This window comes from Pseudorhodoferax sp. Leaf267, from assembly GCF_001422405.1.
Lineage (GTDB): Bacteria > Pseudomonadota > Gammaproteobacteria > Burkholderiales > Burkholderiaceae_C > Pseudorhodoferax.
In genome coordinates this window covers 100,054-122,792 of record NZ_LMMV01000022.1, presented here as the reverse complement: position 1 = coordinate 122,792, position 22,739 = coordinate 100,054, and the positions used below count along the sequence as shown (strand labels likewise).

The 22,739-nt window shown below is 70.5% G+C and carries 22 protein-coding genes and 1 other RNA gene; 14 read left to right on the top strand and 9 right to left on the bottom strand.

The window, feature by feature from the left end; translation table 11 throughout:
* On the bottom strand, nucleotides 1–864 hold the full coding sequence (dapF, locus tag ASF43_RS20425) for a diaminopimelate epimerase (protein ID WP_056184830.1): 864 nt from the start codon (nucleotides 862–864) through the stop codon (nucleotides 1–3).
* 88 nt (nucleotides 865–952) lie between these two features.
* Between dapF and ASF43_RS20420 the strand changes: the two genes are divergently transcribed.
* Genes ASF43_RS20420 through ASF43_RS20410 form a run of 3 tightly spaced genes read left to right on the top strand, consistent with a single transcriptional unit; the run spans nucleotide 953 to nucleotide 3,342 of the window.
* Nucleotides 953–2,596 carry an MBL fold metallo-hydrolase gene (locus ASF43_RS20420; RefSeq protein WP_056184828.1) on the top strand — a complete coding sequence of 548 codons (1,644 nt, stop codon included), beginning with the start codon at nucleotides 953–955 and terminating at the stop codon, nucleotides 2,594–2,596.
* A 34-nt stretch (nucleotides 2,597–2,630) separates the two neighbouring features.
* Entirely contained in the window at nucleotides 2,631–2,948 is a 318-nt protein-coding gene (locus tag ASF43_RS20415; protein ID WP_056184826.1) for a nucleotidyltransferase domain-containing protein, read from the top strand.
* Nucleotides 2,941–3,342: a HEPN domain-containing protein gene (locus ASF43_RS20410; RefSeq protein ID WP_056184821.1), complete on the top strand. Its 402-nt coding sequence runs from the start codon at nucleotides 2,941–2,943 to the stop codon at nucleotides 3,340–3,342. The genes ASF43_RS20415 and ASF43_RS20410 overlap by 8 nt, the downstream gene beginning before the upstream one ends.
* A 1-nt stretch (nucleotide 3,343) precedes the next feature.
* Here ASF43_RS20410 and ASF43_RS20405 read toward each other — a convergent pair whose 3' ends face one another.
* From ASF43_RS20405 to ASF43_RS20395, 3 genes are all read right to left on the bottom strand, one after another.
* Nucleotides 3,344–5,833, bottom strand: coding sequence for a branched-chain amino acid ABC transporter ATP-binding protein/permease (locus tag ASF43_RS20405; protein ID WP_056184819.1), 2,490 nt, complete (start codon nucleotides 5,831–5,833; stop codon nucleotides 3,344–3,346).
* Nucleotides 5,830–6,708, bottom strand: a complete 879-nt coding sequence (locus ASF43_RS20400; protein WP_056184818.1) for a branched-chain amino acid ABC transporter permease — start codon at nucleotides 6,706–6,708, stop codon at nucleotides 5,830–5,832. The genes ASF43_RS20405 and ASF43_RS20400 overlap by 4 nt, the downstream gene beginning before the upstream one ends.
* Before the next feature lie 163 nt (nucleotides 6,709–6,871).
* On the bottom strand, nucleotides 6,872–8,044 hold the full coding sequence (locus ASF43_RS20395) for an ABC transporter substrate-binding protein (protein WP_056185702.1): 1,173 nt from the start codon (nucleotides 8,042–8,044) through the stop codon (nucleotides 6,872–6,874).
* A gap of 187 nt (nucleotides 8,045–8,231) precedes the next feature.
* Between ASF43_RS20395 and ASF43_RS20390 the strand changes: the two genes are divergently transcribed.
* The 5 genes from ASF43_RS20390 (at nucleotide 8,232) to ASF43_RS20370 (ending at nucleotide 12,451) form a co-directional block, all read left to right on the top strand.
* Nucleotides 8,232–9,173 carry a polysaccharide deacetylase family protein gene (locus tag ASF43_RS20390; RefSeq protein WP_056184816.1) on the top strand — a complete coding sequence of 314 codons (942 nt, stop codon included), beginning with the start codon at nucleotides 8,232–8,234 and terminating at the stop codon, nucleotides 9,171–9,173.
* On the top strand, nucleotides 9,160–9,885 hold the full coding sequence (locus tag ASF43_RS20385; RefSeq protein WP_235578320.1) for a GntR family transcriptional regulator: 726 nt from the start codon (nucleotides 9,160–9,162) through the stop codon (nucleotides 9,883–9,885). Before ASF43_RS20390 ends, ASF43_RS20385 begins: the two co-directional genes overlap by 14 nt.
* Before the next feature lie 11 nt (nucleotides 9,886–9,896).
* A complete protein-coding gene (locus ASF43_RS20380; RefSeq protein WP_056184814.1) occupies nucleotides 9,897–10,532 on the top strand; it encodes a flavin reductase family protein in 636 nt (211 codons plus the stop codon).
* Between the two features lie 92 nt (nucleotides 10,533–10,624).
* Entirely contained in the window at nucleotides 10,625–11,632 is a 1,008-nt protein-coding gene (locus tag ASF43_RS20375; RefSeq protein ID WP_056184813.1) for a catalase family peroxidase, read from the top strand.
* Between the two features lie 99 nt (nucleotides 11,633–11,731).
* Nucleotides 11,732–12,451, top strand: coding sequence for an RNA pseudouridine synthase (locus ASF43_RS20370; RefSeq protein ID WP_056184811.1), 720 nt, complete (start codon nucleotides 11,732–11,734; stop codon nucleotides 12,449–12,451).
* 26 nt (nucleotides 12,452–12,477) lie between these two features.
* Here ASF43_RS20370 and rnpB read toward each other — a convergent pair.
* An RNA gene (rnpB, locus tag ASF43_RS22020) (RNase P RNA component class A) lies at nucleotides 12,478–12,831 on the bottom strand.
* 64 nt (nucleotides 12,832–12,895) lie between these two features.
* On the opposite strand from rnpB, the gene cysK reads away from it, so the two are divergent.
* The 3 genes from cysK to ASF43_RS20355 are packed head-to-tail and all read left to right on the top strand — an operon-like array spanning nucleotide 12,896 to nucleotide 15,952.
* Nucleotides 12,896–13,813, top strand: a complete 918-nt coding sequence (gene cysK / locus ASF43_RS20365) for a cysteine synthase A (protein WP_056184809.1) — start codon at nucleotides 12,896–12,898, stop codon at nucleotides 13,811–13,813.
* Nucleotides 13,810–14,919, top strand: a complete 1,110-nt coding sequence (locus ASF43_RS20360) for a J domain-containing protein (RefSeq protein WP_056184807.1) — start codon at nucleotides 13,810–13,812, stop codon at nucleotides 14,917–14,919. The genes cysK and ASF43_RS20360 overlap by 4 nt, the downstream gene beginning before the upstream one ends.
* Nucleotides 14,920–14,944: 25 nt before the next feature.
* On the top strand, nucleotides 14,945–15,952 hold the full coding sequence (locus ASF43_RS20355; protein ID WP_056184805.1) for a J domain-containing protein: 1,008 nt from the start codon (nucleotides 14,945–14,947) through the stop codon (nucleotides 15,950–15,952).
* Here ASF43_RS20355 and ASF43_RS20350 read toward each other — a convergent pair whose 3' ends face one another.
* Nucleotides 15,953–16,924 carry a succinylglutamate desuccinylase/aspartoacylase family protein gene (locus ASF43_RS20350; protein ID WP_056184804.1) on the bottom strand — a complete coding sequence of 324 codons (972 nt, stop codon included), beginning with the start codon at nucleotides 16,922–16,924 and terminating at the stop codon, nucleotides 15,953–15,955.
* A 95-nt stretch (nucleotides 16,925–17,019) separates the two neighbouring features.
* On the opposite strand from ASF43_RS20350, the gene ASF43_RS30910 reads away from it, so the two are divergent.
* The 3 genes from ASF43_RS30910 to ASF43_RS20335 are packed head-to-tail and all read left to right on the top strand — an operon-like array spanning nucleotide 17,020 to nucleotide 20,362.
* Nucleotides 17,020–18,696, top strand: coding sequence for an NAD(P)/FAD-dependent oxidoreductase (locus tag ASF43_RS30910; RefSeq protein ID WP_056184803.1), 1,677 nt, complete (start codon nucleotides 17,020–17,022; stop codon nucleotides 18,694–18,696).
* Nucleotides 18,693–19,748 (top strand): MBL fold metallo-hydrolase, encoded by a 1,056-nt coding sequence (locus ASF43_RS20340; RefSeq protein ID WP_056184801.1) that lies wholly within the window; start codon nucleotides 18,693–18,695, stop codon nucleotides 19,746–19,748. Before ASF43_RS30910 ends, ASF43_RS20340 begins: the two co-directional genes overlap by 4 nt.
* Nucleotides 19,745–20,362 (top strand): flavin reductase family protein, encoded by a 618-nt coding sequence (locus ASF43_RS20335; protein ID WP_056184799.1) that lies wholly within the window; start codon nucleotides 19,745–19,747, stop codon nucleotides 20,360–20,362. Before ASF43_RS20340 ends, ASF43_RS20335 begins: the two co-directional genes overlap by 4 nt.
* 67 nt (nucleotides 20,363–20,429) lie before the next feature.
* Here the strand turns inward: ASF43_RS20335 and ASF43_RS20330 are convergent, their stop codons facing one another.
* The 3 genes from ASF43_RS20330 to ASF43_RS20320 all read right to left on the bottom strand — a co-directional run bounded on the left by ASF43_RS20330 (nucleotide 20,430) and on the right by ASF43_RS20320 (nucleotide 22,738).
* Complete coding sequence (locus ASF43_RS20330; RefSeq protein ID WP_162241835.1) at nucleotides 20,430–20,744, bottom strand: DUF4148 domain-containing protein; 315 nt, start codon at nucleotides 20,742–20,744, stop codon at nucleotides 20,430–20,432.
* Between the two features lie 254 nt (nucleotides 20,745–20,998).
* Nucleotides 20,999–21,871 carry a protease HtpX gene (gene htpX, locus ASF43_RS20325; protein ID WP_056184793.1) on the bottom strand — a complete coding sequence of 291 codons (873 nt, stop codon included), beginning with the start codon at nucleotides 21,869–21,871 and terminating at the stop codon, nucleotides 20,999–21,001.
* Nucleotides 21,872–21,940: 69 nt separating this feature from the next.
* Nucleotides 21,941–22,738, bottom strand: coding sequence for a DUF3025 domain-containing protein (locus ASF43_RS20320; RefSeq protein WP_082498033.1), 798 nt, complete (start codon nucleotides 22,736–22,738; stop codon nucleotides 21,941–21,943).
* Nucleotide 22,739: the final 1 nt, after the last annotated feature.

Here is a 22,739-nt window from a genome sequence, read left to right as displayed (position 1 = left end):
TCATCCTGGAATCTCGATCTCGCCTTCGAACACGGTTTGCGCCGGGCCGGTCATCAGCACGGGCGCGCCCTCGCCGGCCCATGCGATGGTCAGCACGCCGCCCCGCGTGTCCACGTCGACCTCGCCGTCCAGCCAGCCCTGGCGGATGCCGGCCACCACGGCCGCGCAGGCGCCGGTGCCGCAGGCCAGGGTCTCACCGGCGCCGCGCTCGTACACGCGCAGCCGCACATGGCGGCGGTCCACCACCTGCAGGAAGCCGGCGTTGACGCGGTTCGGGAAGCGCGGGTGGTGCTCGATCAGCGGGCCCTGCTCGGCCACGGGCGCCGCGTCCACGTCGTCCACGCGCTGCACGGCATGCGGGTTGCCCATGGACAGCACCGCCACCTGCACGATGGGGCTGTCGGCCTCGGTGCCCAGCGCCAGCCGCCATGGGCCCCAGTCGGCATGGGCCACCAGGCCGGCAGCGTCGAAGGGCACGCGGTCCAGCTCGAACACCGGCTGGCCCATGTCCACCGTGACGCGGCCATCGGCGCGCATCCGCGGCGTGATCAGGCCACCGGCCGTGTGCACCGTCAGGGCTTCCTTGTCGCTCAGGCCCCGCTCGCGCACGAAGCGGAAGAAGCAGCGCGCGCCATTGCCGCACTGCTCGACCTCACCGCCGTCGGCGTTGTGGATCACGTATTCGAAGTCCACGCCCGGGCCGGTGGAAGGCCGCACCGACAGGATCTGGTCGGCGCCCACGCCGAAGTGGCGGTCGGCCAGGAAGCGGTATTGCGCGGGGCTCAGGTGCAGCAGGCCGCGGGTCTCGTCCAGCACCACGAAGTCGTTGCCGGCGCCGTGCATCTTGGTGAATCGGATTCGCATGGGCGGGGATTATCGCGGCGTGACCGGCTCTGTCGGCCCGGGGACAGACCCGGCCACACGCCTGCCGGCAAATCGGCAGAATCCGGCCATGCCACGCCCCACCCAACTGCTCCACCCGCAGCGCGAACCCGTCACGCCGCGCCCCGCAGCCACCGTGCTGCTGCTGCGCGACACACCGGACGGCATCGAGGTGCTGATGACGCGCCGCTCCACCACGGCCAGCTTCGCACCCGGCGCCTTCGTCTTCCCGGGCGGCGCCATCGACGCGGCCGACCACGCGGCGCACGGCCAGGCCCGGCGCCGGCCGGGCCAGGAGGATGCGCGGCTGACCCAGGCCATCGCTGCCGTGCGCGAGAGCTTCGAGGAACTGGGCGTGCTGCTGGCCCGCCGCGCAGACGGCGCATGGGCCACCACCGCCGACGCCGCCGCGCTGGACCGCCATGCCCCGCTGCTGCCGCAATGCGCGGCCCGCGGGCTGGAGCTGGCGGCCGACCAGGTCTTCGTGCTCGCCCACTGGACCACCGACCGCGACCTGCCCAAGCGCTTCGACGTGCCCTTCCTCGTGGCGCGCATGCCCGAAGGCCAGCAGCCCGTGGCCGACGAGGCCGAGCAGTTCGAGCCCTGCTGGGTGCGCCCGGCCGACGCGCTGGCACGCCACGCGGCCGGCAGCTTCTCCATCATCTTCCCGACCATCCGCACGCTGCAACGGCTGCAGGCCTACGCCACGGTGGACGCCGTGCTGGCCGCCTGCGCCAGCGAGCAGCCGCTGTGGACCTCCTGCCCGCGGGCAGGGTTCCTGGCCGGCGCGGAGGCGCGCTACATGGAGCACGAGTCCGCGTTCGGCGAACTGGAATTGGTGAGCCCGGACGGCCAGTTGCTGCATGCGCTGGACTGGCGGCACGACCAGCCGACCGCCCTCTTGCGCAACCTGCAGCGCCTGACCTGCGGCAACCCCGGCGTGATGACGGGCCCCGGCACCAACAGCTACCTGGTCGGCGACACGGCCACCGGCTTCATCGCCATCGACCCGGGTCCGCACGACGAGGCGCACCTGGAACGCCTGTGGCAGGCCGCCGGCGGCGACATCCGCACCATCGTCTGCACGCACTCGCATGCCGACCATTCGCCCGGCGCCAGGCCGCTGGCCGAGCGCGTCGTGGCCGCCGGCCGCCCGCGCCCGCCCATCCTGGGCCTGGCCTCGCGCCCGACCGCGCGGCCCGCCAGCCTCTTCACGCCCGACCGCGAGATGGCCGACGGCGAGCGGCTGGTGCTGGAAGGCGGCGGCACGACCCACACGCTCAAAGCCATCCACACGCCCGGCCACGCGGCCAACCATGTCTGCCTGGTGCTGGAGGAAGACGCGCTGCTGTTCAGCGGCGACCACGTGCTGAACGGCAGCACCACGGTGGTGGACCCGCCGGACGGCGACATGGGCGACTACCTGGATTCGCTGGACCGGTTGAGCGCAGCCTGCGCCGAATACGGCATTGCCTTCATCCTGCCCGCCCACGGCTACGTGCTGGGCGACGCGCCCGGCGCCATCGCCCGCCTCAAGGCCCACCGTCTCGCGCGCGAGGCCAAGGTGCTCAAGGCCATGCGCGCCATCCCGGCCGGCAGCATGCGCGACTGGGTGGCCATCGCCTACGACGACGTGCCCGAGAAGATGTGGCCCGTGGCCGAGCGCTCGATGCTGGCGCATGTGGAGCACATCCGGCATCTCGGCGCGGCGTAGGCCATTGGTGCCACGCCCGCATTAAAGTCCAAGCATGAGCATTGACTCCTCGACCACGCAAGCTGCGATCCGCGCGCTGGCAGAGGCCGCGCCACCGGACACGCAGATCCTGCTGTTCGGCTCGCATGCACGGGGAGCAGCCCTGGCCGATTCGGACCTGGACTTCCTGGTGATCGAGCCGGCAGTCGAGGACCGCGCACAAGAGATGGTGCGACTGCGCCGCACGCTGCGGCCGCTACGGGTCGCCGCCGACATCCTGGTCTACTCGCGCGACGAGGTGGCGCGTTGGGGCAGCCAGTCGGGCACGGCCTTGTACTGGGCCCTCAAGGAAGGCCGGGTGGTGCATGGCTGACCCGGCGGACCAGAGCGATGTCGCACGCATGCTGTTGCACGCTGCAGAGCAGGACATGGCAGCTTGCGATGCGCTCTCGCAAGCGCCGGGCATCGGCGATGCCATGGTGGGCATTCACGCGCAGCAGTGCGTGGAAAAGGCGTTGAAAGCAGTGCTGAGCCGCCACAGCGTTGAGTTCCGGCGTACGCACGACTTGGCCCTGCTGCTCGATCTGTTGCACGACCACGGTCTGCCGCCGCCGCCTGGCGCCGACTGGCTGGACGAGCTGAACCCCTACGCGGTCGATGCCCGATACGGCCTGCCCGGCATCCAGGGCCTGGACCGGCCGCGCGTGCTCCAGGCGCTGGCCGCGCTGCTGCTCTGGGCCCATGCGCAACTGGCCCATACACCCTGACTCACTCCCCCAGATACGCCCGCATCAGCGCCCCATCGGCCAGTAGCTGCGCCGCACTGCCCTGCGCCACGATGCGCCCCGACTCCAGCACATAGGCATGGTCGGCCAAAGACAGTGCCAGCCCGGCCATCTGGTCCACCAGCAGTAGCGTCATGCGCTCGTCGCGCAGGCGTGACAGCACGGCGAACAGATCCTCGATGACCTTGGGCGCCAAACCCAGCGAGGGCTCGTCCAGCAGCAGCACTTGGGGCTGGGCCATCAGGCCGCGTGCAATGGCCAACATCTGCTGCTCGCCGCCCGACAGCAGGCCGGCGCGCTGCTGCAGGCGCTCGCGCAGCCGCGGGAAGCGCTCCAGCATGTCGTCGATGCGCGCTTCCCGCCCCTCGGGCTTCAGGAAAGCGCCCAGGCGCAGGTTGTCCAGCACGCTGAGCTCGGGGAACACCTGGCGGCCCTCGGGCACCAGCACCAGGCCCAGCGCGGCGATCTGCTCGGCCCCCAGGCCCGCCAGTTCGCGCCCACGCAAGTGGATGCCGCCGGCCACCGGGCGGTGCAGGCCTGCCAAGGAACGCATCAGCGTGGACTTGCCCGCGCCGTTCGCACCCAGCAGCGCCGCCATCTGGCCTGCGCGCACGCTGAGCGCCACGCCGTGCAGCACGGGCTCGGCGCCGTAGCCGGTCTGCAGCGCGCCGATGCCCAGCACCTCCTCGGCCGGCGTGGCCGGTGCCCGCGTGCCGCGCGTGGCCTGCAGGCCGGACTCGCCCAGGTACGCGCGCCGCACGGCCGGGTCGGCGCGCACCTCGGCCGGCGCGCCCATGGCCAGGCGCTGGCCGGCGTCCAGCACGACGATGCGGTCGGACAGGTCCATCACCATGGCCATGTCGTGCTCGACGATGACCACGCCGATGCCGGTGTCGGCGATGGCGCGCAAGAGCCCGGTAAGCCGCGTCTTGTCCTCGCGCGAAAGGCCCGCGGCCGGCTCGTCGAGCAGCAGCAACTGCGGGTCGGTGGCCAGCGCGCGGGCGATCTCCACGAGCCGCTTGTCCACATGCGCGAGGTCGGCCGCAGGGGCCTGCGGCGCGCCGGTGTAGCCGCATTGCGCCAGCAGGGCGCGGGCCCGCTCGCGCGCCGCGGGCGCATGGAAGCGCCGCACGCCCAGCGGCGAACCCAGGCGGCCACGGCACAGGCCCAGCGCCACGTTGTCCTCCACGCTCAGGCTGCCGAACAGCTGCGAGGTCTGGTAGCTGCGCGCGATGCCGGCGCGCGCCAGCGCATGCGCGGCGCGGCCCTGCAACGCCGTGCCCTGCAGGCTGAAGCCGCCCGCGGTCGGCTTGTAGAAGCCGCTCAACATGTTGAGCACCGTGGTCTTGCCGGCACCGTTGGGCCCGATCAGGGCCGTGACGCCGCCCGGCACGGTTTCGAAGCCGAGTTCGTGCACGGCGCGCACGCCGCCGAATTGCCGGCCCAGGCCCTGGACGCGCAGCACGCCACGCGCGCGGGCGCCTGCGGGCACCGCCATCGGCGACGCGGCAGACGGCGGCGGCGTCAAGGCCGGCTGGCGCCTGATCCACAGCCCGCCCAGCAGGCCGGCCACGCCCTGCGGCGCCGCCCACAGCACCACCAGCAGCAGCACGCCGAAGAACAGCAGCCGGTATTCCTCCATGCCCGACAGCAGCTCGGGCAGCACCCCGACCACCAGCGCGCCGATCAGCGGCCCCACCACCGTGCCGGCCCCGCCCACCATCACCACCAGCACGAACAGGATGGACTGCAGCATGCCGAAGGTCTGCGGCGTGACGAAGCCCGACAGCGGCGCGAACAGCCCGCCCGCCAGTCCCGCCAGCGCGGCCGACAGCGCGAACGCCACGGCCTTCACGCGCACGGGCGAGATGCCGATGGACTCGCTCGCCACCTCGCTGTCGCGCACCGCACGCAGCGCCGCGCCCCAGGCGCTCTTGTCCAGCCAGGCGTAGAGCAGCAGCAGCACGGCGCACGCGAGCACGGCCAGCGCGGCCACCGTGCGCTCGCCGGGCGGGAAGCCCGCGACGGCGGGCGCCGCGATGCCCATGATGCCGTTCTGCCCGCCGGTCACGTCGCGCCACTCGACCGCGCCGTGCTCCACGATGAAGCCGAACGCGATGGTGACCATGGCCAGGTAAGGCCCCTTCACGCGCAGCGCCGGCACGGACAGCAGCAGGCCCACCGCCCCCGACAGCAGCACGCCGATGGGCCAGGCCAGCCAGAACGACAGCCCGGCCTTGGTCGTCAATACGGCCACGGCATAGGCGCCGATGGCATAGAAGCCCACATGGCCGAACGAGACCTGCCCGGCCAAACCCAGCAGCACGTTCATGCCGATGCCCACGATGGCCAGCAGCGCCACGTTGGCCAGCACGTAGACGTAGTAGCCGTTCAGCGTGGCGGCCATGGCCAGGCCCGCGGCCAGCAACACGGCCCAGACGGCCCAACCCGAGGGACTCACAGGCCTGGTCATACCTTCTTCACCTCGGCGCGGCCGAACAGCCCGTTGGGCCGCAGCGCCAGCACCACGATCACCAGCGAGAACATCATGATCTGCGTGTAGCCCGAGCCGAGTGTGGCCGTGACCAGCGCCTCGCCGGCGCCAAAGACCAGGCCGGCCAGCATCACGCCCCAGGCGCTGCCGATGCCGCCCAGGATGGCGACGGCGAACGCCTTGAGCCCGAACAGCGTGCCCATGTCGGCATGCACGTTGAACAGCGGCGCCACCAGCGCGCCCGCCACGCCGGCCAGCAGCGTGGACAGCGCGAACGCCAGCATCACCACGTGCTGCACGGGGATGCCCATCAGCCGCGCCGCATCGCGGTTCTGCTGCACGGCCAGCACGGCGATGCCCCAGCGCGTGCGGCGCGCCACCTGGTGCAGCACGGCGGCCAGGGCCAAGCCCACCACGGGCACCAGCAGCTGCAGCGGGTACACGCCCAGCGCCACGTCGCCCAGCGTGAGCGGCGTCTGCGCCAGCGGCGACGGCAGGCTGCGCGGCTCCTTGCCGAAGCCATGCATGACCAGGTTGTCCAGCACGATGCCCAGCGCCACGGTGGACATCAGCCACGCATTGGAGCCGCGCCGGGCGAACGGCCGCACGGCGATCACCTCGACCAGCATGCCGTAGGCCGCGCACACGGCCAGCGCGGCCGCCAGTGCCGCCGGCATGGGCCAGCCCATGGACTGCGAGAAGGTCCAGGTCAGCACCGCGCCCAGCATCATCGAGCTGCCCTGCGCGAAGTTGACCGTGCCCGACACCGCGTAGGTGATGTGAAAGCCCAGCGCGATCAGCCCGTACATGCTGCCCAGGCCCAGGCCGCTGATGAGGGCGGAGGTCAGCAGCATGGGCCGCCCTTGACGCAGGCAGGCGCGCGCAGGCTCCGACCATGCGCGCGCGGCAAGCCGCGGCCCGAGAGGCCGCGGAACTGGCTCTGCCAGGCCGCTGGCGGCGCCACCTCGAGGGGGGATGGGACTTCTACACGCAGTGAGAAGTCCAAACGGGGGTGGGTCATTGCACGGGCAGGATGCGGTTGTCGATGAACTGCGCCCACACGTAGTCGTTCTCGCCCACCGCATCGTGCACCTCGGCCGTGAACGGCTGGTTGTAGGTCTTGATCAGGCCCTCGTAGCGCTCGATCTTGTAGAAGCCCTGGCGCACGGCGTCGCCCTGGGTGCTGCCCGCCTTGGCAATCGCCAGCGCGCTGAGCTGCAGCGCGTCGTAGGCATTGGCCACGCCCACCGAGGGCGTCACGTCGTCCGGGCCCTTGATGTCGGGGTACTTGGCCTTCAACGCGGCCATGACCTTCTCGCCCACCGGGCCCTGCTTGCCGAAGAAGCTGTAGGTCTGCACGAAGTGCACGCTCTTGGCGTTCGGCCCGGCCAGCTCGGTGAAGCGGCCGCCCGCCGGCCCCCAGTGCGACACGATGGGCACCTTCCAGCCCATGCGGTCCAGCGACTTGACGACCTGGGCCGAGGGGCCCACGTTGCCGACCAGGAACAGCGTGTCGGCACCGGCAGCCTTGAGCTTGGTGAGCTGCGGCACCACGTCGACCGCGTTGCCGTCGAACTTCTCGATGCCCACAGCCTTCATGTTCTGCGCGGCCAGCGCGGCGACGAGGCCCTTCTCGTTGGATTCGCCCCAGGGGTTGTCGACCAGGATCATGGCCGGCTTGCTGGCCTGGAAGGTCTTTTGCGCGTACTGCAGCATGGCCTTGTTGACGATCTCGTCCACGGCCGACACGCGGAACACGAAGTTGGGCTTGCCGCCGTTCTTGGTGATGGGCGTGCCCGCCGCCCAGGGCCCCATGAACGGCACCTTCTCCTGGTTGGCCAGCGCGACGATGGCCAGCGACACCGGCGTGTCCAGCCCGCCGAACAGCACGGCCACCTTTTCCTTGTAGATCAGCTCGCGCGCGGCCACCACGCCCTTGGCCGGGTTGCCCTCGTCGTCGCGGCGCACCAGCTCCAGCTTGCGGCCGTTGAGCAGGCCGCCCTTGGCATTGATCTCGTCGATGGCGATCGCCATGCCGCGCGTGATGGCCTCGCCGGCACGGGCCGACTGGCCGGACAGCGCCGTGACCAGGCCGATCTTGATGGTTTCCTGCGCCTGTGCGGGCAGGCTGGACAGGGCAGCGAGGCCGGCGGCGGCCAGCGACAGGACAGAGCGGCGAAGCAGGGGCATGGGATCCTCCGGAGAGATGAACACGATGCCCCGGCTTTGCAAGCTCCATGCCATTTCTGCACCGAATGGCAGCAATCGGTGGAACACATTGGCAGCAAAGACGTTTCCAGATTGTCAGCAATCCGGCGCGCACATAGGCACCATAATTGCTGCGCCCAAGCGAGCGCCGCTTTCAGCGCCTTGCACCATGCCCACGCACCAAACCCGTTCTTCCTCGCACCGAGACAGTGCCGAGCGCCCCCTGCCCGGCCACGGCCTGTTCGACTACCGGGCCATCACGCAACGCGCCGACTACCACTGGCCAGGCGGCCGGCGGCTGGCGGTCTACATCGGCTTCAACCTGGAGCACTTCGCGTTCGGTGAAGGCCTGGGCGCCAACCTCGGGCCGGTCTCGCCGCAACCCGACGTGCTGAACTACGCCTGGCGCGAATACGGCAACCGCGTCGGCGCCTGGCGCTGCCTGGAGCTGTTCGACCAGCTGGGCCTGGCCACCGGCACGCTGCTCAACACCGCGCTGTACGACCACTGCCCGGAGCTCGTGGCGGCCTGCGCGGCGCGCGGCGACGAGCTCATCGCGCACGGCCACACCAACGCCGAGCGCCAGGCCGAGATGGACGCCGACGCCGAACGCCAGCTGCTGCTGGACTGCCGCGCCCGCATCGCACGCGAGAGCGGTGTGGCGCCGGCCGGCTGGCTGTCGCCGTGGATCTCGGAAAGCCTGGCCACGCCGCACCTGCTGGCCGCCACCGGCTACGGCTACACACTGAACTGGTGCCACGACGACCAGCCCGTGCGCATGCACACCGACGCGGGGCCGCTGTGGTCCATCCCGTATCCGCAGGAGATGAACGACATCCCCATGGTCATGGCGCGCCAGATGGACGCCAAGGACTTCGCCCAGGTGCTGATCGACAACTTCGACGAGATGCTGGAGCAGTCGCGCGTGCAGCCGCTGGTCATGGGCATCGCGCTGCACCCCTACATCGTCGGCCAGCCCTACCGGCTGCGCCACCTGCGCCGCGCGCTGCAGCACATCGCCCGTGCGCGCGATGCCGGCCGCATCTGGTGGACCACGCCCGGCGCCATCGCCAGCCACATGCAGGAGATCCAGCCCCATGGCCACGCGTAGCCGCAACCCCGCGCCGCCCGTGGCGCCTGCCCTGGTGACAGGGCTGAACGAGGCCGAGAGCCGCATCTACCACGCGGTGTTCGAAAGCGTCATGAACCAGCGCCTCACGCCCGGCACCAAGCTGCCCGAGCAGGCGCTGTCCGACTTGTTCGGCGTGCACCGCGCTGTGGTGCGCAAGGTGCTGCAGCGCCTCGCGCACGACCGCATCGTCGACCTGCGGCCGAACCGCGGCGCCGTGGTGGCCGTGCCCTCGGCGCAGGAGACGCGGCAGATCTTCGAGGCGCGCCGGCTGCTGGAGGCGGCCATCATGCCGCTGGCCGCCGCGCGCATCACCAAGGCCGAGCTGGCCGCGCTGCGCCGCCAGTTGCGCGAGGAACACGCCGCGCTGCACACCAACGACCAGCCGGCCTGGGCGCGGCTGGCCAGCTCGTTCCACATGCGGCTGGCCGAGATCGCCGGCAACGAAGTGCTGCAGCGCTACCTGCACGAGCTGATCTCGCGCTGCTCGCTGATCGTGGCGCTGTACGAACCGCCCGGCAATGCCGCCTGCGAACACGACGAGCATGCGCGCATCGTCGACCACATCGAGAAGGGCGAGCTCGGCAAGGCCAGCCGGCTCATGGACGAGCACCTGCTGGACCTGGAGCGGCGCCTGAGCCTGGACCGCCCGCAGTCCGAAAAATCCCTGGGCCAGATGCTGGGCCTGACCTGAAAGACACCGCCATGGACATCGACTTCGCCGCCCTCACCGAATACCAGCGCTACAAGCTCATGGCCAGCCTGATCGTGCCGCGGCCGATCGCGCTGATCACCACCCTGAACGCCGACGGCGTGGTCAACGCCGCGCCGTTCAGCATGTTCAACATGCTGGGCGAGGAGCCGCCCATCGTGATGGTCAGCATCAACCGGCTGCAGGACGGCGACCTCAAGCACACGGCGCAGAACATCGTCGAGCGCAAGGAGTTCGTGGTGCACATCAGCGACGAGGCCATGGCGCAGCAGATGCACCGCTGCGGCGAGCGCTTCCCGGCCGACGTGAGCGAGCTGGCCGCCGTGGGGCTGACGGCAGCGCCGTGCAAGGTGGTGCAGCCGCCGCGCATCGTCGAGGCGCCGGTGGCGTTCGAGTGCACGCTGCACGAGCTGCTGGAGACCGCGAGCCGGCAGATCTTCATCGGCCAGGTGCGCTGGCTGCATGCGCGCGAGGGGCTGATCGACACCGAGACCTGGCGCGTGCGGCTGCAGGACTACTTCCCGGTCGCGCGCTTCGGCGCGAGCTTCTACATCAACACGCGCGAGCGGTTTTCGCTGGAGGGCAGCGCCAGCGCGCCGGCCACGGCGACGCCCATCGACGAGATCTGAGGGCGCCAAGCACGCGGTGGCGTAAACAACCACAATGCCTCGGCCTGCACTAGGCCCGCGTTGCCCAACATCACCCACGTCGAGGAGTTCCCATGCGCACACCCATTGCCCTGCCCGCCCTGATGGCCACCACGTTGCTTGCTGCGCTTGGCGCAGCCCCCGCGTCGGCCCAGGTCGATCCCACCCGCCTGGTGGACGCCTTCGAGCGCAACGGCGGCAAGTTCGAGGGCTACCGCCGATCCGGCGCCAAAGGGGTCTGTGCCGTGGCCGAATTCGTCGGCAGCGCCCAGGGCCGGACGCTGTCGGCCGCGTCGGCCTTCAGCGGCACGCCGGTGCCCGTGATCGCGCGCTTCTCGGTGGGCGGCGGCAACCCCAAGGCGCCCGACAACGCGCGCAGCCAGCGCAACATGGCGCTGCAGTTCGACCTGCCGGGCGGCGAGACCTGGCAGATGGGCAACATCTCGGCGCCCGTCTTCGGCGCGTCGACGCCCGAGCAGTTCATCGGACGGCTGGATTCCCTGACGCCCGATCCTCAGACCAAGAAGCCGGACCCCGACAGGATCAAGGCCTTCGCCGATGCCAACCCGGATGTGCTGCTGCAAGGAAAGTACTTCGCCAGCCAGCCGGTGCCGGCCAGCTATGCCCGCACGAACTATTGGGGCGTGCACGCGTTCGCTTTTATCGATGCCGCAGGCAAGAAGCAGTTCGGCAAGTGGGTGTTCGAGCCGGTGGGCGGCACCCAGGTGCTGACGGACGACGAGGCCAAGGCCAAGGGCGCGGATTTCCTGATCGACGACCTGCGCCAGCGCGTGGCGGCAGGCGAAGTGGCATTCGACTTCATGTTGCAGCTGGCCGAGCCCGGCGACCGGCTCGACAGCGCCGTCGTTCCGCTGCCCGCCGAGCGGCCCAAGGTGAACCTGGGCCGCCTCACCGTCAAGTCGGTCGCGGCCGACGCCACCGGCCCCTGCGTGGCGATCACCTACAACCCGATCGTGCTGCCCAAGGGCGTCGAAGCCTCGGCCGACCCCATGCTGCCGGCCCGTGCCGCGCCATACGCCATCTCGCTGGGTCGCCGGCTGGTCGAAGGGGCCAAGCAGTAGAGCCCTTGGTGCGAGAGGGCCGACAATGCGGCCCCTCCCCACTTGCTGCCACGGGGCCGCCGGACCAGGCTCCGCCGGCCTGCGCGGTGCCACTGCTGCATGACCTCTGACGCCCCCCACCACGACAGCGACGCCGAAGGCATTCGCCTCGCCAAGCGCGTGGCCGAGATGACCGGCTATTCGCGCCGCGAGGCAGAACTGCTGATCGACAACGGCGTGGTGCGCGTGGACGGCACGGTCGCGCCCACGCCGCAGATGCGCGTGCGGCCCGCGCAGCGCGTGGAGATCGAGAAGAACGCGACACCGCAACCCGTGCCGCCCGTCACCATCGTGCTGCACAAGCCCCCCGGGGTACGCGTGAACCCGGCCACGCCGCTGGCCGGGGCGCGCCGCAGCGAGACGGACCGCTCCGGCCTGCTGCAGCTGCCGCGCCATCTGGTGGACCAGCGCTGCGTGGCCACGCTCGCACCGCACGACAGCGGCCTCGTGGTGTTCACGCAGGTGCCCGGCATCGAGCGCAAGCTGGTCGAGGACGCGGGCATCCTGGAACACGAACTGGTCGTCGAGGTGCAGGGCGCGGTGGTGGCCGAGGCGCTGCAAGCCATGCGCCCGGCGCGTGTCAGCGTCGCCTCGCAGCGCGAGGGCCGCACCTCACTGCGCTTTGCGATCAAGGGGCCGCAGCCGGGCCAGGTCAGCGCGCTATGCGAGCGCGCGGGCCTGAAGATCCTGGGTGTGCGCCGCCTGCGCCTGGGCCGCGTCGCGCTGGCCGGCATGGCGCCGGGCGAATGGCGCTACCTGCTGCCGGACGAGCGCTTCTGAGCCCGGTCCGGCGCGTGGTGTGAAAAGTGTGAAGCCCGCCGATACGCCGGATTCTGTGCACCGGGGTCGCCCCCGGTGTGACCGCCATTCCTCTGGGCCGCTTGTCACCAAGCGGCTCGGTGCTACCTACCCGCCAGCTCCGCGGAGCCACATCAACGCTGGCCTATTTGGTATTGCTGCGCGTAGAGATTGCCCGTTTCACCCGATGCCAGGTTGCCCTGGCACCGACTCGTCTCTGTTGCTCTGATCCTCACCTCGCGGTGGAGAGCCGTTAGCTCCTACGCTGCCCTGTGCAGTCCGGACGTTCCTCCAGTGCGGCCTTTCGGCCCGACGCAAGCGTCGTCTTCTCAGATTGCACCAGCGACGGCCTGGCGGGCTTCACGGCCGGGATTATCACCGTGCGCCAGAATCTCCCTTTTTCCAACCACCACCTGGGAGACCGCCATGAAGGCCGACAACGTTCTGCAGACCATCGGCAACACGCCGCACATCCGCATCAACCGCCTGTTCGGCGCCGACGCCCAGGTCTGGGTCAAGTCCGAGCGCGCCAACCCGGGCGGCTCGATCAAGGACCGCATCGCGCTGTCCATGGTGGAGGACGCCGAGAAATCCGGCGCGCTCAAAGCCGGCGGCACCATCGTCGAGCCGACCTCGGGCAACACCGGCGTGGGCCTGGCCATGGTCGCCGCCGTCAAGGGCTACAAGCTGGTGCTGGTGATGCCCGACTCCATGTCGGTCGAACGCCGCCGGCTGATGCTGGCCTATGGTGCGAGCTTCGAGCTGACGCCGCGCGAGAAGGGCATGAAGGGCTCCATCGCCCGCGCGCAGGAGATCGTGGCCGCCACGCCTGGCGCCTGGATGCCGCAGCAGTTCGAGAACCCGGCCAACGTCGACGTGCACGTGCGCACCACGGCCGAGGAGATCCTGGCCGACTTCCCCGACGGCCTGGACGTGCTGATCACCGGCGTGGGCACGGGCGGCCACCTGTCGGGCTGCGCACGCGTGCTGAAGGCCAAATGGCCGCAGCTCAAGGTGTTCGCCGTCGAGCCCGTGGCCTCACCCGTGATCTCGGGCGGCCAGCCCTCGCCGCACCCGATCCAGGGCATCGGCGCGGGCTTCATCCCGAAGAACCTGGACACCGGCCTGCTGGACGGCGTGATCCAGGTCGATGCCGAGCCCGCGCGCGAGATGGCCCGCCGCTGCGCGCGCGAGGAAGGCATCCTGGTCGGCATCTCATCGGGCGCCACGCTGGCCGCCATCGCGCAAAAGCTGCCCGAACTTCCAGCCGGCGCCAAGGTGCTGGGCTTCAACTACGACACGGGCGAGCGCTACCTGTCGATCGAAGGTTTCCTGCCGGCATGAAGGCCGGCCGCACGCTGACCATCGCGCAACCGGCGGCGGCCAAGCTGTCGCCAGCGCAGAAGAAGTTCAACAGCCTGGTCAAGCGCATCGCCGAGCAGCGCGAGCTGCTGGCCCAGTGGGAACTGGCCGTGCCGCTGTACCGCGAGCGGCGCACGCGCGAGTTCTCGCCGCTGTTGGACGAGTACCGCGTGCTGAACGTACAGATGGTGCGCACGCTGCACGAGGCGTTCGGTCGCAAGGGCCTGACCAAGACCGAGCGCGCCACCATCGGTGCGCTGATCACCGACCTGGCCGGCTCGCTGGCCGACAGCGCGCCCGATGAGGCCCTGCGCGCCGAGATGAAGCAGCGCTACAACGACCATGCCGGCACCGACTTCGACGACGACGGTGCCGAGGGCGACGCCATGGCCCGCCAGATGGCGCGTGAGCTGTTCGGCATGGACATCCCCGACGACCTGGACATGAATTCGCCCGAAGAATTGATGCGCCACATCGAGCAGCAGATGCGGGCCGAGGCCGAGGCCGCCCCCGCGCGCCCGGCGAAGAAGCCCGGCAAGCGCGAGCAGCAGGCCGCCGAACAGGCCCAGCAGGCCAACCAGTCGCTGCGCGAGGTCTACCGCAAGCTGGCCAGCGCGCTGCACCCCGACCGCGAGCCCGATCCCGCCGAACGCGCACGCAAGACCGCGCTGATGCAGCGCGTGAACGACGCCTATGCCAACAACCGCCTGCTCGAGCTGCTGCAGCTGCAGCTGGAAGCCGAACAGATCGACCCTGCCCAGCTCGCCAGCCTCAGCGCCGAGCGCCTGAAGCACTACAACCATGTGCTGGCCGAGCAACTGGACGGGTTGCGCCACGAGGTCGCCGCAAGCGAAGGCGCCTTCGTGATGGAGTTCAACCTGCACCCGCTGCAGCAGCTCAAGCCCGCCGGGCTCATGGACACGCTGCGCCATCAGATCGCGCAGCTCAGCATGGACACGCACCAGCTGCGCCAGCAGTTGCCGCTGCTGCTGGAGGACCTACCCACCTTCAAGCGCTGGCTCAAGATGCAGCGCGAGGCGCTGCAGGCGCAGCAGGACGATGATCTGCTGAGCCTGTTCGGGCGCTGACGCTTCGAGCGACCGCACCCCACCCATGCCTGAACTCGTCACCACCGCCGACCCCGGCCAGCCGCCGCAGCTGATCGAGTTCCACCGCCTGACCGATGCCATCGCCGCGCAGCGCGCGGTGCTGCAGCGCTGGCAGCAGGCCAGCAGCGACTTCCACCAGCAGCAGGCCCAGGCGCTCGCGCCGCTGCTGGCCAGCCAGCGCGCGATCGACATGGCGCTGCTGCGCTTGCTCGACGAAGCCGCGCATGCCGGCGACCTCGGCCGCAGCGACCTGCACATCCTGCATGCGCTGGTGCGCGCCCTGGCGGCCAGCCTGCTGCGCCAGGGCGATGAGCCGGAACTGCGCGCGATCTCCGCGCGCCACCAGGAGACGGATGCGCCGGAGGAAGACGCGCCGGACGAAGCCCCCGCGGCAGCAGCGCCGGCAGCCGACGACGAGGACTGGATGGCGCAATGGGAGCGCATGGAGGCCGCGCAGTCCGATACGGCCCAGCAGCGTGAACGCCAGCGCGCCCAGCACAAGGCCGCCAGCCGGCGCCAACGCATGACGGCGCCGCAACCCGAAGACGCGAGCCAGACCATCCGCGCCGTCTACCGCAAGCTGGCCAGCGCGCTGCACCCGGACCGCGAGCTCGACGACGCCCAGCGCGCGCGCAAGACCGCGCTGATGCAGCGCGTGAACGTGGCCTACGAGGCGCGCAACCTGCTGGACCTGCTGCAGCTGCAGCTGGAGATCGAGCAGATCGACACGCGCAGCATCGCCGCCATGGGCGAGGTGGCGCTGCGCCGCTACAACGCGGTGCTGGCCGAGCAGCTGAGCGAGCTGCGCCAGGAGACGGCCGACACCGAGCGCGGCTTTCGCACGCAGATCGGCCTGGGCCATGGCGCCGAGCCCACGGCCACCCGCATCACGCGCGCGATCCGTGAGCAGAGCCGCGCGCTGCAGCAGAACATTGCCTACTACCAGTGGGAGCTCCGCGAGCTGCAGGACCCGCGCTTTTTCAAGCAGTGGCTGCGCGAGCATCGCACCTGATCAGCCCAGCGCCTCGCGCCGCGCGAAGCGCACCACGGTCACGCCGGCCCGCGCCTGCCGCGTCGAGGGCATGACCAGCACACAGTCGTCATACGGCGTGACCACGGACTCGCCGTCGTTGTCGCCGATCACCGTGCCGGCGGCGGGGATCAGCTCCAGCCCCGTGAAAGGCTCGGTAAAGCGGAAGCGCTCGCTCTTCGCCACCACCGGGCCGGTCACGTGCAACGCCCATTGGCGCGCCGCATCGGGCTGCTTCCAGCCGGGCAGTTGTGCCTGTGCCGCCTCGTCCGATAGCACGCCGGCCGCAACCAGGAAGCGCAGGCACTGGTCGCGCGCCACGTCCACGCTGGCCGGGTCGCCGTGGAAGCCGCATTCGATCAGCAGCGAGCGGGTGTCGGCCGCCTGCGCGTGCGCTGCGCCGAAGCGCCCGAAGTCGCGCATGCGCACGCCGTCCTTGTGGCCAGCATCCACCACCACATGCTCGGGCGAGCGCATCTGCCGCGCCAGCGCCAGGTTGCGCGGCTGCAAGCCGGTCAGGCACAGCGGCGGGCTGGGCTCGTGCATGGAGTGCAGGTCCAGCAGCCAGTCCGCGCTCTCCACGAAGGGCTGCAGCGCGGCGGCGCGGCGGCGTTCGCGCGTGCCGCCCTCGGCGATGCGTTCGGCGATCCACTGCCGGTTCAGGTCTTCGTCGACGAAGCGCGAGGCGTCGTGGTCGCGCGCATCGAAGCGGTCGAAGGCCTCCAGGTTGCACCAGGCCAGCGTCAGCGTGCCGCGCGCAGGCCGCACGCCGGCCTCCAGCAGGCCCCGCAGCGCCCAGGCACCGCACAGCTCGTTGCCGTGCACCAGTGCGCTGAGCATCACGTGCGGGCCGGGCAGGCCGGAGTCGAAGCGCCAGACGCCCTCGGTGCCGGTGTTGCCGGCGCGCCAGGGGCCGAGGTCGGGCGGGGTCAGTTCGAAAGCAGTTGAGGTCATTCCTCGATCTTCGCAAACTCCACGACCATCCATCGCTGAAGCGACCGTATCATCCGCGTCCCACATGCACTGCCCGATCGACACGGGCCACGACCATGCCGATTCGCCTCTCCGAAATCAAGCTCCCGTTGGAGCACCCCGAGACCGCGCTGCTGGACGCCATCGCCGGCAAGCTGGCGCTGCCCCATGCCGCCATCGCCTCCTACCTCGTCTACAAGCGCAGCTTCGACGCGCGCAAGGCCGAGCTGCAGCAGGTGTACATCCTGGACGTGACGCTGGCCCCGGGCCAGGACGAGGCCGCCGTGCTGGCCCGCCTGGCCGGCAAGCCGCATGTGATGCCGGCCCCCGACATGGCTTACCGCCCGCCCTACGTGGCCGCCACGCCGCCCGCGCTGCGGCCCGTGGTCGTGGGCTTCGGGCCCTGCGGCATCTTCGCGGCGCTGCTGCTGGCGCAGATGGGGCTGGCCCCCATCGTGCTGGAGCGCGGCAAGGCCGTGCGCGAACGCACGCAGGACACCTGGGGCCTGTGGCGCCGTGGTGAGCTCCATCCCGAATCCAACGTGCAGTTCGGCGAGGGCGGCGCCGGCACCTTCTCCGACGGCAAGCTCTACAGCCAGATCAAGGACCCGCGCTTCCTCGGCCGCAAGGTGATGCAGGAGTTCGTGGACGCGGGCGCGCCGCCCGAGATCCTGGTCGATGCACACCCGCATATCGGCACCTTCAAGCTGGTCAAGGTGGTGGAGAGCATGCGCGCGCAGATCCTCGCGCTGGGCGGCGAGATCCGATTCCAGCAACGGGTGACGGACATCCAGGTCGAAGGCGGCCATCTGCGCGGCCTGACCGTGCTGGACCAGGCCACGGGCGCCTCGTCCGAGCTGCGCGCCGACCACGTGGTCATGGCACTGGGCCACAGCGCACGCGACACCTTTACGATGCTGCACGCGCGCGGCGTGCCCGTGCAGGCCAAGCCCTTCTCCATCGGCTTTCGCGCCGAGCACCCGCAGGGCCTGGTCGACCGCGCACGCTGGGGTCGCCATGCCGGCCACCCGGCGCTGGGAGCGGCCGAGTACCGGCTCGTGCACCACGCCAGCAATGGCCGCGCGGTCTACAGCTTCTGCATGTGCCCGGGCGGCACAGTCGTCGCCGCCACCAGCGAGCCGGGGCGCGTCGTGACCAACGGCATGAGCCAGTACTCGCGCAACGAGCGCAATGCGAACTCGGGCATCGTGGTCGGCATCGAGCCCAGCGACTACCCGACCGACTACCAGCACATCGACGTGCCCGAGTCCGCACAGGGCAAGCCGCATCCGCTGGCCGGCATCGAGCTGCAGCGCCGGCTGGAGTCCGCCGCCTATGTGCTCGGTGGCAGCGACTACCGCGCGCCCGGCCAGCTCCTGGGCGACTTCGTGGCGGGCCGCCCCTCGACCGCGCTCGGTGAAGTGCAACCCAGCTACCAGCCCGGCGTGCTGCTGGGCGACCTGGCCAGCGCCCTGCCCGGCTACGCCATCGAGGCCATGCGCGAAGCTTTTCCGGCCTTCGGCCGCAAGCTCGCCGGCTACGACCGGCCCGATGCCGTGCTGACCGGCGTAGAGACGCGCACCTCCTCGCCGATCCGCATCGCGCGCGATGCCGACGACCTGCAATGCCCCGGCGTGGCTGGCCTGTACCCGGCCGGCGAAGGTGCCGGCTACGCGGGCGGCATCCTGTCGGCCGGGGTGGACGGCATCAAGGTGGCCGAGGCCGTGGCCCGCGCGCTGGCCGGCCACGCATGACCACCGGCGCGCCGCGCAATGCGGCAGGGCGCTTTCTCAACACCGAGCCCTTTGCCGTGCGCAGCCTGGGCGAGGTGCTGCGCTGGCAGCGGCACGCTTGGCGCAACGGCCTGCCACCGCCGCCGCAGCAGCGCACGCCCACGCGCGATGCGGACCTGGACTTCATCGCGCGCAATGCCGGCGGCGCGCTGACGCCGGCCGTCACCTGGCTGGGCCATGCCACGGTGCTGGCGCAGTTCGGCGGCGTGAACCTGCTGACCGACCCGCACTGCAGCCACCGCGCATCGCCGTTCTCGTTCAGCGGCCCCAGGCGCGCGCAGCCGCCGGCCATCGCGCTGGACCGCATGCCGCCCATCGACCTGGTGCTGGTCTCGCACAACCACTACGACCATCTGGACGACGCCACCGTGCGCGCATTGGCGGCCCAGGCCGGTGGCGGACCGCTGTTCGTGGTGCCGCTGGGGCTGAAGCAGTGGTTCGCACGCCGCGGCATCACGCGCGTGGAGGAACTGGACTGGTGGCAGCCGCTTGCGGTGCAGGGCGTACAGATCACTCTGACGCCCGTGCGCCACTGGTCGGCCCGCGCGCTGGGCGACCGCATGGCCTCGCTGTGGGGTGGCTTTGCGGTGCTGGGGCCGGACCTGCACCTGTACTTCGGCGGCGACACCGGCTATTCGCCGAGCAACTTCGTCGACACGCGCACGCACTTCGCGGCGCGCCAGACGGTTGAGAATGGCGGCGGCTTCGACATCGCCTTGCTGCCCATCGGCGCCTACGCGCCGCGCTGGTTCATGGCGCCGCAGCATGTGAACCCCGAAGAGGCCGTGCGCATCCACCTGGACCTGGGCGCCAAGCGCTCGCTGGGCGTGCACTGGGGCACCTTCGAGCTGACCGACGAGCCGCTGGACGAGCCGCCGCGCGCGCTGGCCGAGGCGGCCCGGGCGCAGGGGCTCATGGCCACCGACTTCGGCGTGATCGCCATCGGCGAGACGCTGCGCCTGCCGGCCCGCCAGGCGCCTCCCTCACACGACAACGCACAGGCCACCGCATGATCCACACCGACCTGCATTCCTACGAACCACGCCAGGGCCACGGCCTGCCGCACGACCCGTTCAACGCCATCGTCGGCCCGCGGCCGATCGGCTGGGTGTCCACGCGCAGCGCGGCGGGCCAGGTCAACCTGGCGCCCTACAGCTTCTTCAACGCGTTCAACTACACGCCGCCCTTGATCGGCTTTGCCAGCATCGGCCGCAAGGACTCGGTGCGCCACATCGAGGAGACCGGCGAATTCGTGTGGAACCTGGTGACGCGGCCGTTGGCCGAGCCCATGAACGCGTCCTGCGCGGCCGTGCCGCCCGAGGTCAACGAGTTCGAACTGGCGCAGCTCACCCCCGTGGCCTCGACACGCGTGGCGCCGCCGCGCGTGGGCGAAAGCCCTGTCGCGTTCGAGTGCCGGCTGTCGCAGCTGATCCAGCTGCAGGGCGCCGACGGCACGCCGGTGAACACCTGGCTGGTGCTGGGCGAGGTGGTGCAGGTGCACATCGCGCGCACGCTGCTGCACGACGGCATCTACGACACGGCCGCAGCCCAGCCCGTGCTGCGCGGCGGAGGCCCGGCGGACTATTTCGCGCTGGGCGAGAAGTTCCTCATGCGCAGGCCGCGCTGAAAACACCAAAGGCCCGCACCTTGCGATGCGGGCCTTCGGATGGAGCGGGCCGGCCGGCCCGCGGCGATCAGACTTCGCCGCCGATCGTCTGGCCGTGGCGCACGGCATAGGCAGCTTCGGCGCGCACGGCCTCACGCGTCAGCGTGCTCTTGGTGGCAGCCACGGCACCGATGTCGGAGCCTTCGCCGGTCTGCACCAGCGTGTCGTCGCGCATGGCCTTCAGCACTTCGTTGCGCACGGTGGCGCGGCTCAGGCCGCTGGTGCTGGCCGTGACTTGCGGCACGTAGCCGACTTCGCCGCTGATGTTGTCGCCGGCGAAGCTGGGGGCGGCTGCAAAGGAAGCGGCAGCGATCAGGGCGGTGGCAAAAAACTTCGTGTTCATGGTGTGTTCCTTCAATGACAAGGTTGGATGGGTTCCGGGCAGGGCGGGCCTCATGTCATGCCCGTCTCGTCCGCCTCGGTGAGTCCTCGTTCGTCGCGGCTCATCGATGGGTTGAACTGTAGAAGGCCGGCGTCGAAAGAAAAACCGCCTACAACGCAACTGATCGTTTCCGAATCAGCAACAACCCTTAGAGACCGCATCGATGCGCCAAAAAAAAGGCCGCCCGAAGGCGGCCTTGCGGGCGCAGGGCCGGCTTATGCCGCGCTCTGCAGTGCGGCGATGCGCTGCTCGATCGGCGGGTGCGTCGAGAACAGCTGGCCGATGCCACCGGCGATGCCCATGGCCGCGACGCTCTTGGGCAGCTCGGCCGGGTGCATGCCACCCAGGCGCGCCAGCGCGTTGATCATGGGCTGCTTGCGGCCCATCAGCGAGGCGGCGCCGGCGTCGGCACGGAACTCGCGCTGGCGCGAGAACCAGGCCACGATGATGGCGGCCAGGAAGCCCAGCACGATGTCCAGCACGATGGTGGTGACCCAGTAACCGATGCCGGGGCCGGAGTTCTCCTCGTTGCCACGGCGCAGGAAGCTGTCCACCGCATAGCCGATCACGCGCGACAGGAACACGACGAAAGTGTTCATCACGCCCTGGATCAGCGTCATGGTGACCATGTCGCCATTGGCAATGTGCGCGACCTCGTGGCCGAGCACGGCCTCGATCTCCTCGCGCGTCATGCCGCGCAGCAGGCCCGTGGACACGGCGACCAGCGCCGAGTTCTTGAAGGCGCCGGTGGCGAACGCGTTCGGGTCGCCTTCGAAGATGCCGACCTCGGGCATGCCGATGCCGGCCTTGTCGGCCAGGCGGCGCACGGTCTCCACGATCCAGGCTTCGTCGGCGTTCTGCGGCTGGTCGATCACCTTCACGCCGGACGTCCACTTGGCCATGGGCTTGCTGATGAGCAGCGAAATGATCGCGCCGCCGAAGCCCATGATGAGCGCGAAGCCGAGCAGCGCGCCCAGGTTCAGGCCGTTGGCCGTGAGGTAGCGGTTGACGCCGAGCAGGCTGGCGACGATGCCCAACACCACCACGACGGCGAGGTTGGTCAGGACAAACAAGGCAATGCGTTTCATGGGTTCTCCGTGGGGCTCCCTGAGTTCAGTGGGGGGGCGGTTGCACACATGGGGGCAGTGTGCACAACCTCAAGCCGCGCGCGGCAATGTCCTTTGTTGTGGTACGTATGAACGCCCAGCGCGGCGAAAAACAAGCGGGTCATCATAGAAGGAATGGTCCACATTGCCGGCATGCCAGTGCGGCACGCCGAGCACTGGCAGCGGTGCGAACGGCTTGTCCAGCCAGGCTGGCCCACCCACGGCATCGGCCAGCCAGTGGTCGATCTGCGCTATCGATTCAAGAGCTTGCGGCGCTGGCAGGACATGGGCCGTGATCGGCTTGCGCGGCGCCAGCAGCTTCTCCAGCAGGCCATGGCCGAACAGCACCAGACGGGCCTGCGACCAGGCCGCGCGGTGCGTGAGGAACAGCGCCTGCCAGTCGCGCGCGCGCAGCGCATCCCACATGAACGCTGGGGCCAAAAGCAGCGCGCCGTTCTCGTCGAAGACGGTCAGCACGTCGCGCAAGCGGCCGCGCGGCGCAGCGGGGTTCGATGCCGCGATGGCCTGCGCATGCAGCGCATTCAGGCGCCGCTTGGTGGCGGGGAACTGCAGCCAGGCCAGGCCGTTGAAGAAGTCGTGCACGTGGTCGCGCATGGGCACGGTGCCGGTGGCGAAGACATGCGACTCGTACGGCGTGCCCGGCGGCAGGCTGGCCTGCGCGGCGAAGCGCGGAAGCAGGGCGTCGTCCGCGCGCGCCATGGGGCGCACGGCCGCCAGCGCCTCGTGCACCGGCAGGCCCTGCGCCGCGTGCCACGCGGCGGCCTCGCCCAAGGCGCGGTAGGGCTGCAGCCAGGGCTGCGCCCAGTCGATGACGCCCGCCCCCTGCAAG

What these genes read in the sequence shown, in the direction of transcription:
- ASF43_RS20415 (WP_056184826.1), top strand. Translation starts at nt 2,631, where the DNA reads ATGAGCATTGACTCCTCGACCACGCAAGCTGCGATCCGCGCGCTGGCA.
- ASF43_RS20375 (WP_056184813.1), top strand. Translation starts at nt 10,625, where the DNA reads ATGCGCACACCCATTGCCCTGCCCGCCCTGATGGCCACCACGTTGCTT.
- ASF43_RS20330 (WP_162241835.1), bottom strand. Translation starts at nt 20,744, where the DNA reads ATGAACACGAAGTTTTTTGCCACCGCCCTGATCGCTGCCGCTTCCTTT.
- ASF43_RS20370 (WP_056184811.1), top strand. Translation starts at nt 11,732, where the DNA reads ATGACCTCTGACGCCCCCCACCACGACAGCGACGCCGAAGGCATTCGC.
- ASF43_RS20340 (WP_056184801.1), top strand. Translation starts at nt 18,693, where the DNA reads ATGACCACCGGCGCGCCGCGCAATGCGGCAGGGCGCTTTCTCAACACC.
- ASF43_RS20400 (WP_056184818.1), bottom strand. Translation starts at nt 6,708, where the DNA reads ATGCTGCTGACCTCCGCCCTCATCAGCGGCCTGGGCCTGGGCAGCATG.
- ASF43_RS20390 (WP_056184816.1), top strand. Translation starts at nt 8,232, where the DNA reads ATGCCCACGCACCAAACCCGTTCTTCCTCGCACCGAGACAGTGCCGAG.
- ASF43_RS20395 (WP_056185702.1), bottom strand. Translation starts at nt 8,044, where the DNA reads ATGCCCCTGCTTCGCCGCTCTGTCCTGTCGCTGGCCGCCGCCGGCCTC.
- ASF43_RS20385 (WP_235578320.1), top strand. Translation starts at nt 9,160, where the DNA reads ATGGCCACGCGTAGCCGCAACCCCGCGCCGCCCGTGGCGCCTGCCCTG.
- ASF43_RS20335 (WP_056184799.1), top strand. Translation starts at nt 19,745, where the DNA reads ATGATCCACACCGACCTGCATTCCTACGAACCACGCCAGGGCCACGGC.
- ASF43_RS30910 (WP_056184803.1), top strand. Translation starts at nt 17,020, where the DNA reads ATGCCGATTCGCCTCTCCGAAATCAAGCTCCCGTTGGAGCACCCCGAG.
- cysK (WP_056184809.1), top strand. Translation starts at nt 12,896, where the DNA reads ATGAAGGCCGACAACGTTCTGCAGACCATCGGCAACACGCCGCACATC.
- ASF43_RS20420 (WP_056184828.1), top strand. Translation starts at nt 953, where the DNA reads ATGCCACGCCCCACCCAACTGCTCCACCCGCAGCGCGAACCCGTCACG.
- ASF43_RS20380 (WP_056184814.1), top strand. Translation starts at nt 9,897, where the DNA reads ATGGACATCGACTTCGCCGCCCTCACCGAATACCAGCGCTACAAGCTC.
- dapF (WP_056184830.1), bottom strand. Translation starts at nt 864, where the DNA reads ATGCGAATCCGATTCACCAAGATGCACGGCGCCGGCAACGACTTCGTG.
- ASF43_RS20405 (WP_056184819.1), bottom strand. Translation starts at nt 5,833, where the DNA reads ATGACCAGGCCTGTGAGTCCCTCGGGTTGGGCCGTCTGGGCCGTGTTG.
- htpX (WP_056184793.1), bottom strand. Translation starts at nt 21,871, where the DNA reads ATGAAACGCATTGCCTTGTTTGTCCTGACCAACCTCGCCGTCGTGGTG.
- ASF43_RS20410 (WP_056184821.1), top strand. Translation starts at nt 2,941, where the DNA reads ATGGCTGACCCGGCGGACCAGAGCGATGTCGCACGCATGCTGTTGCAC.
- ASF43_RS20350 (WP_056184804.1), bottom strand. Translation starts at nt 16,924, where the DNA reads ATGACCTCAACTGCTTTCGAACTGACCCCGCCCGACCTCGGCCCCTGG.
- ASF43_RS20355 (WP_056184805.1), top strand. Translation starts at nt 14,945, where the DNA reads ATGCCTGAACTCGTCACCACCGCCGACCCCGGCCAGCCGCCGCAGCTG.
- ASF43_RS20360 (WP_056184807.1), top strand. Translation starts at nt 13,810, where the DNA reads ATGAAGGCCGGCCGCACGCTGACCATCGCGCAACCGGCGGCGGCCAAG.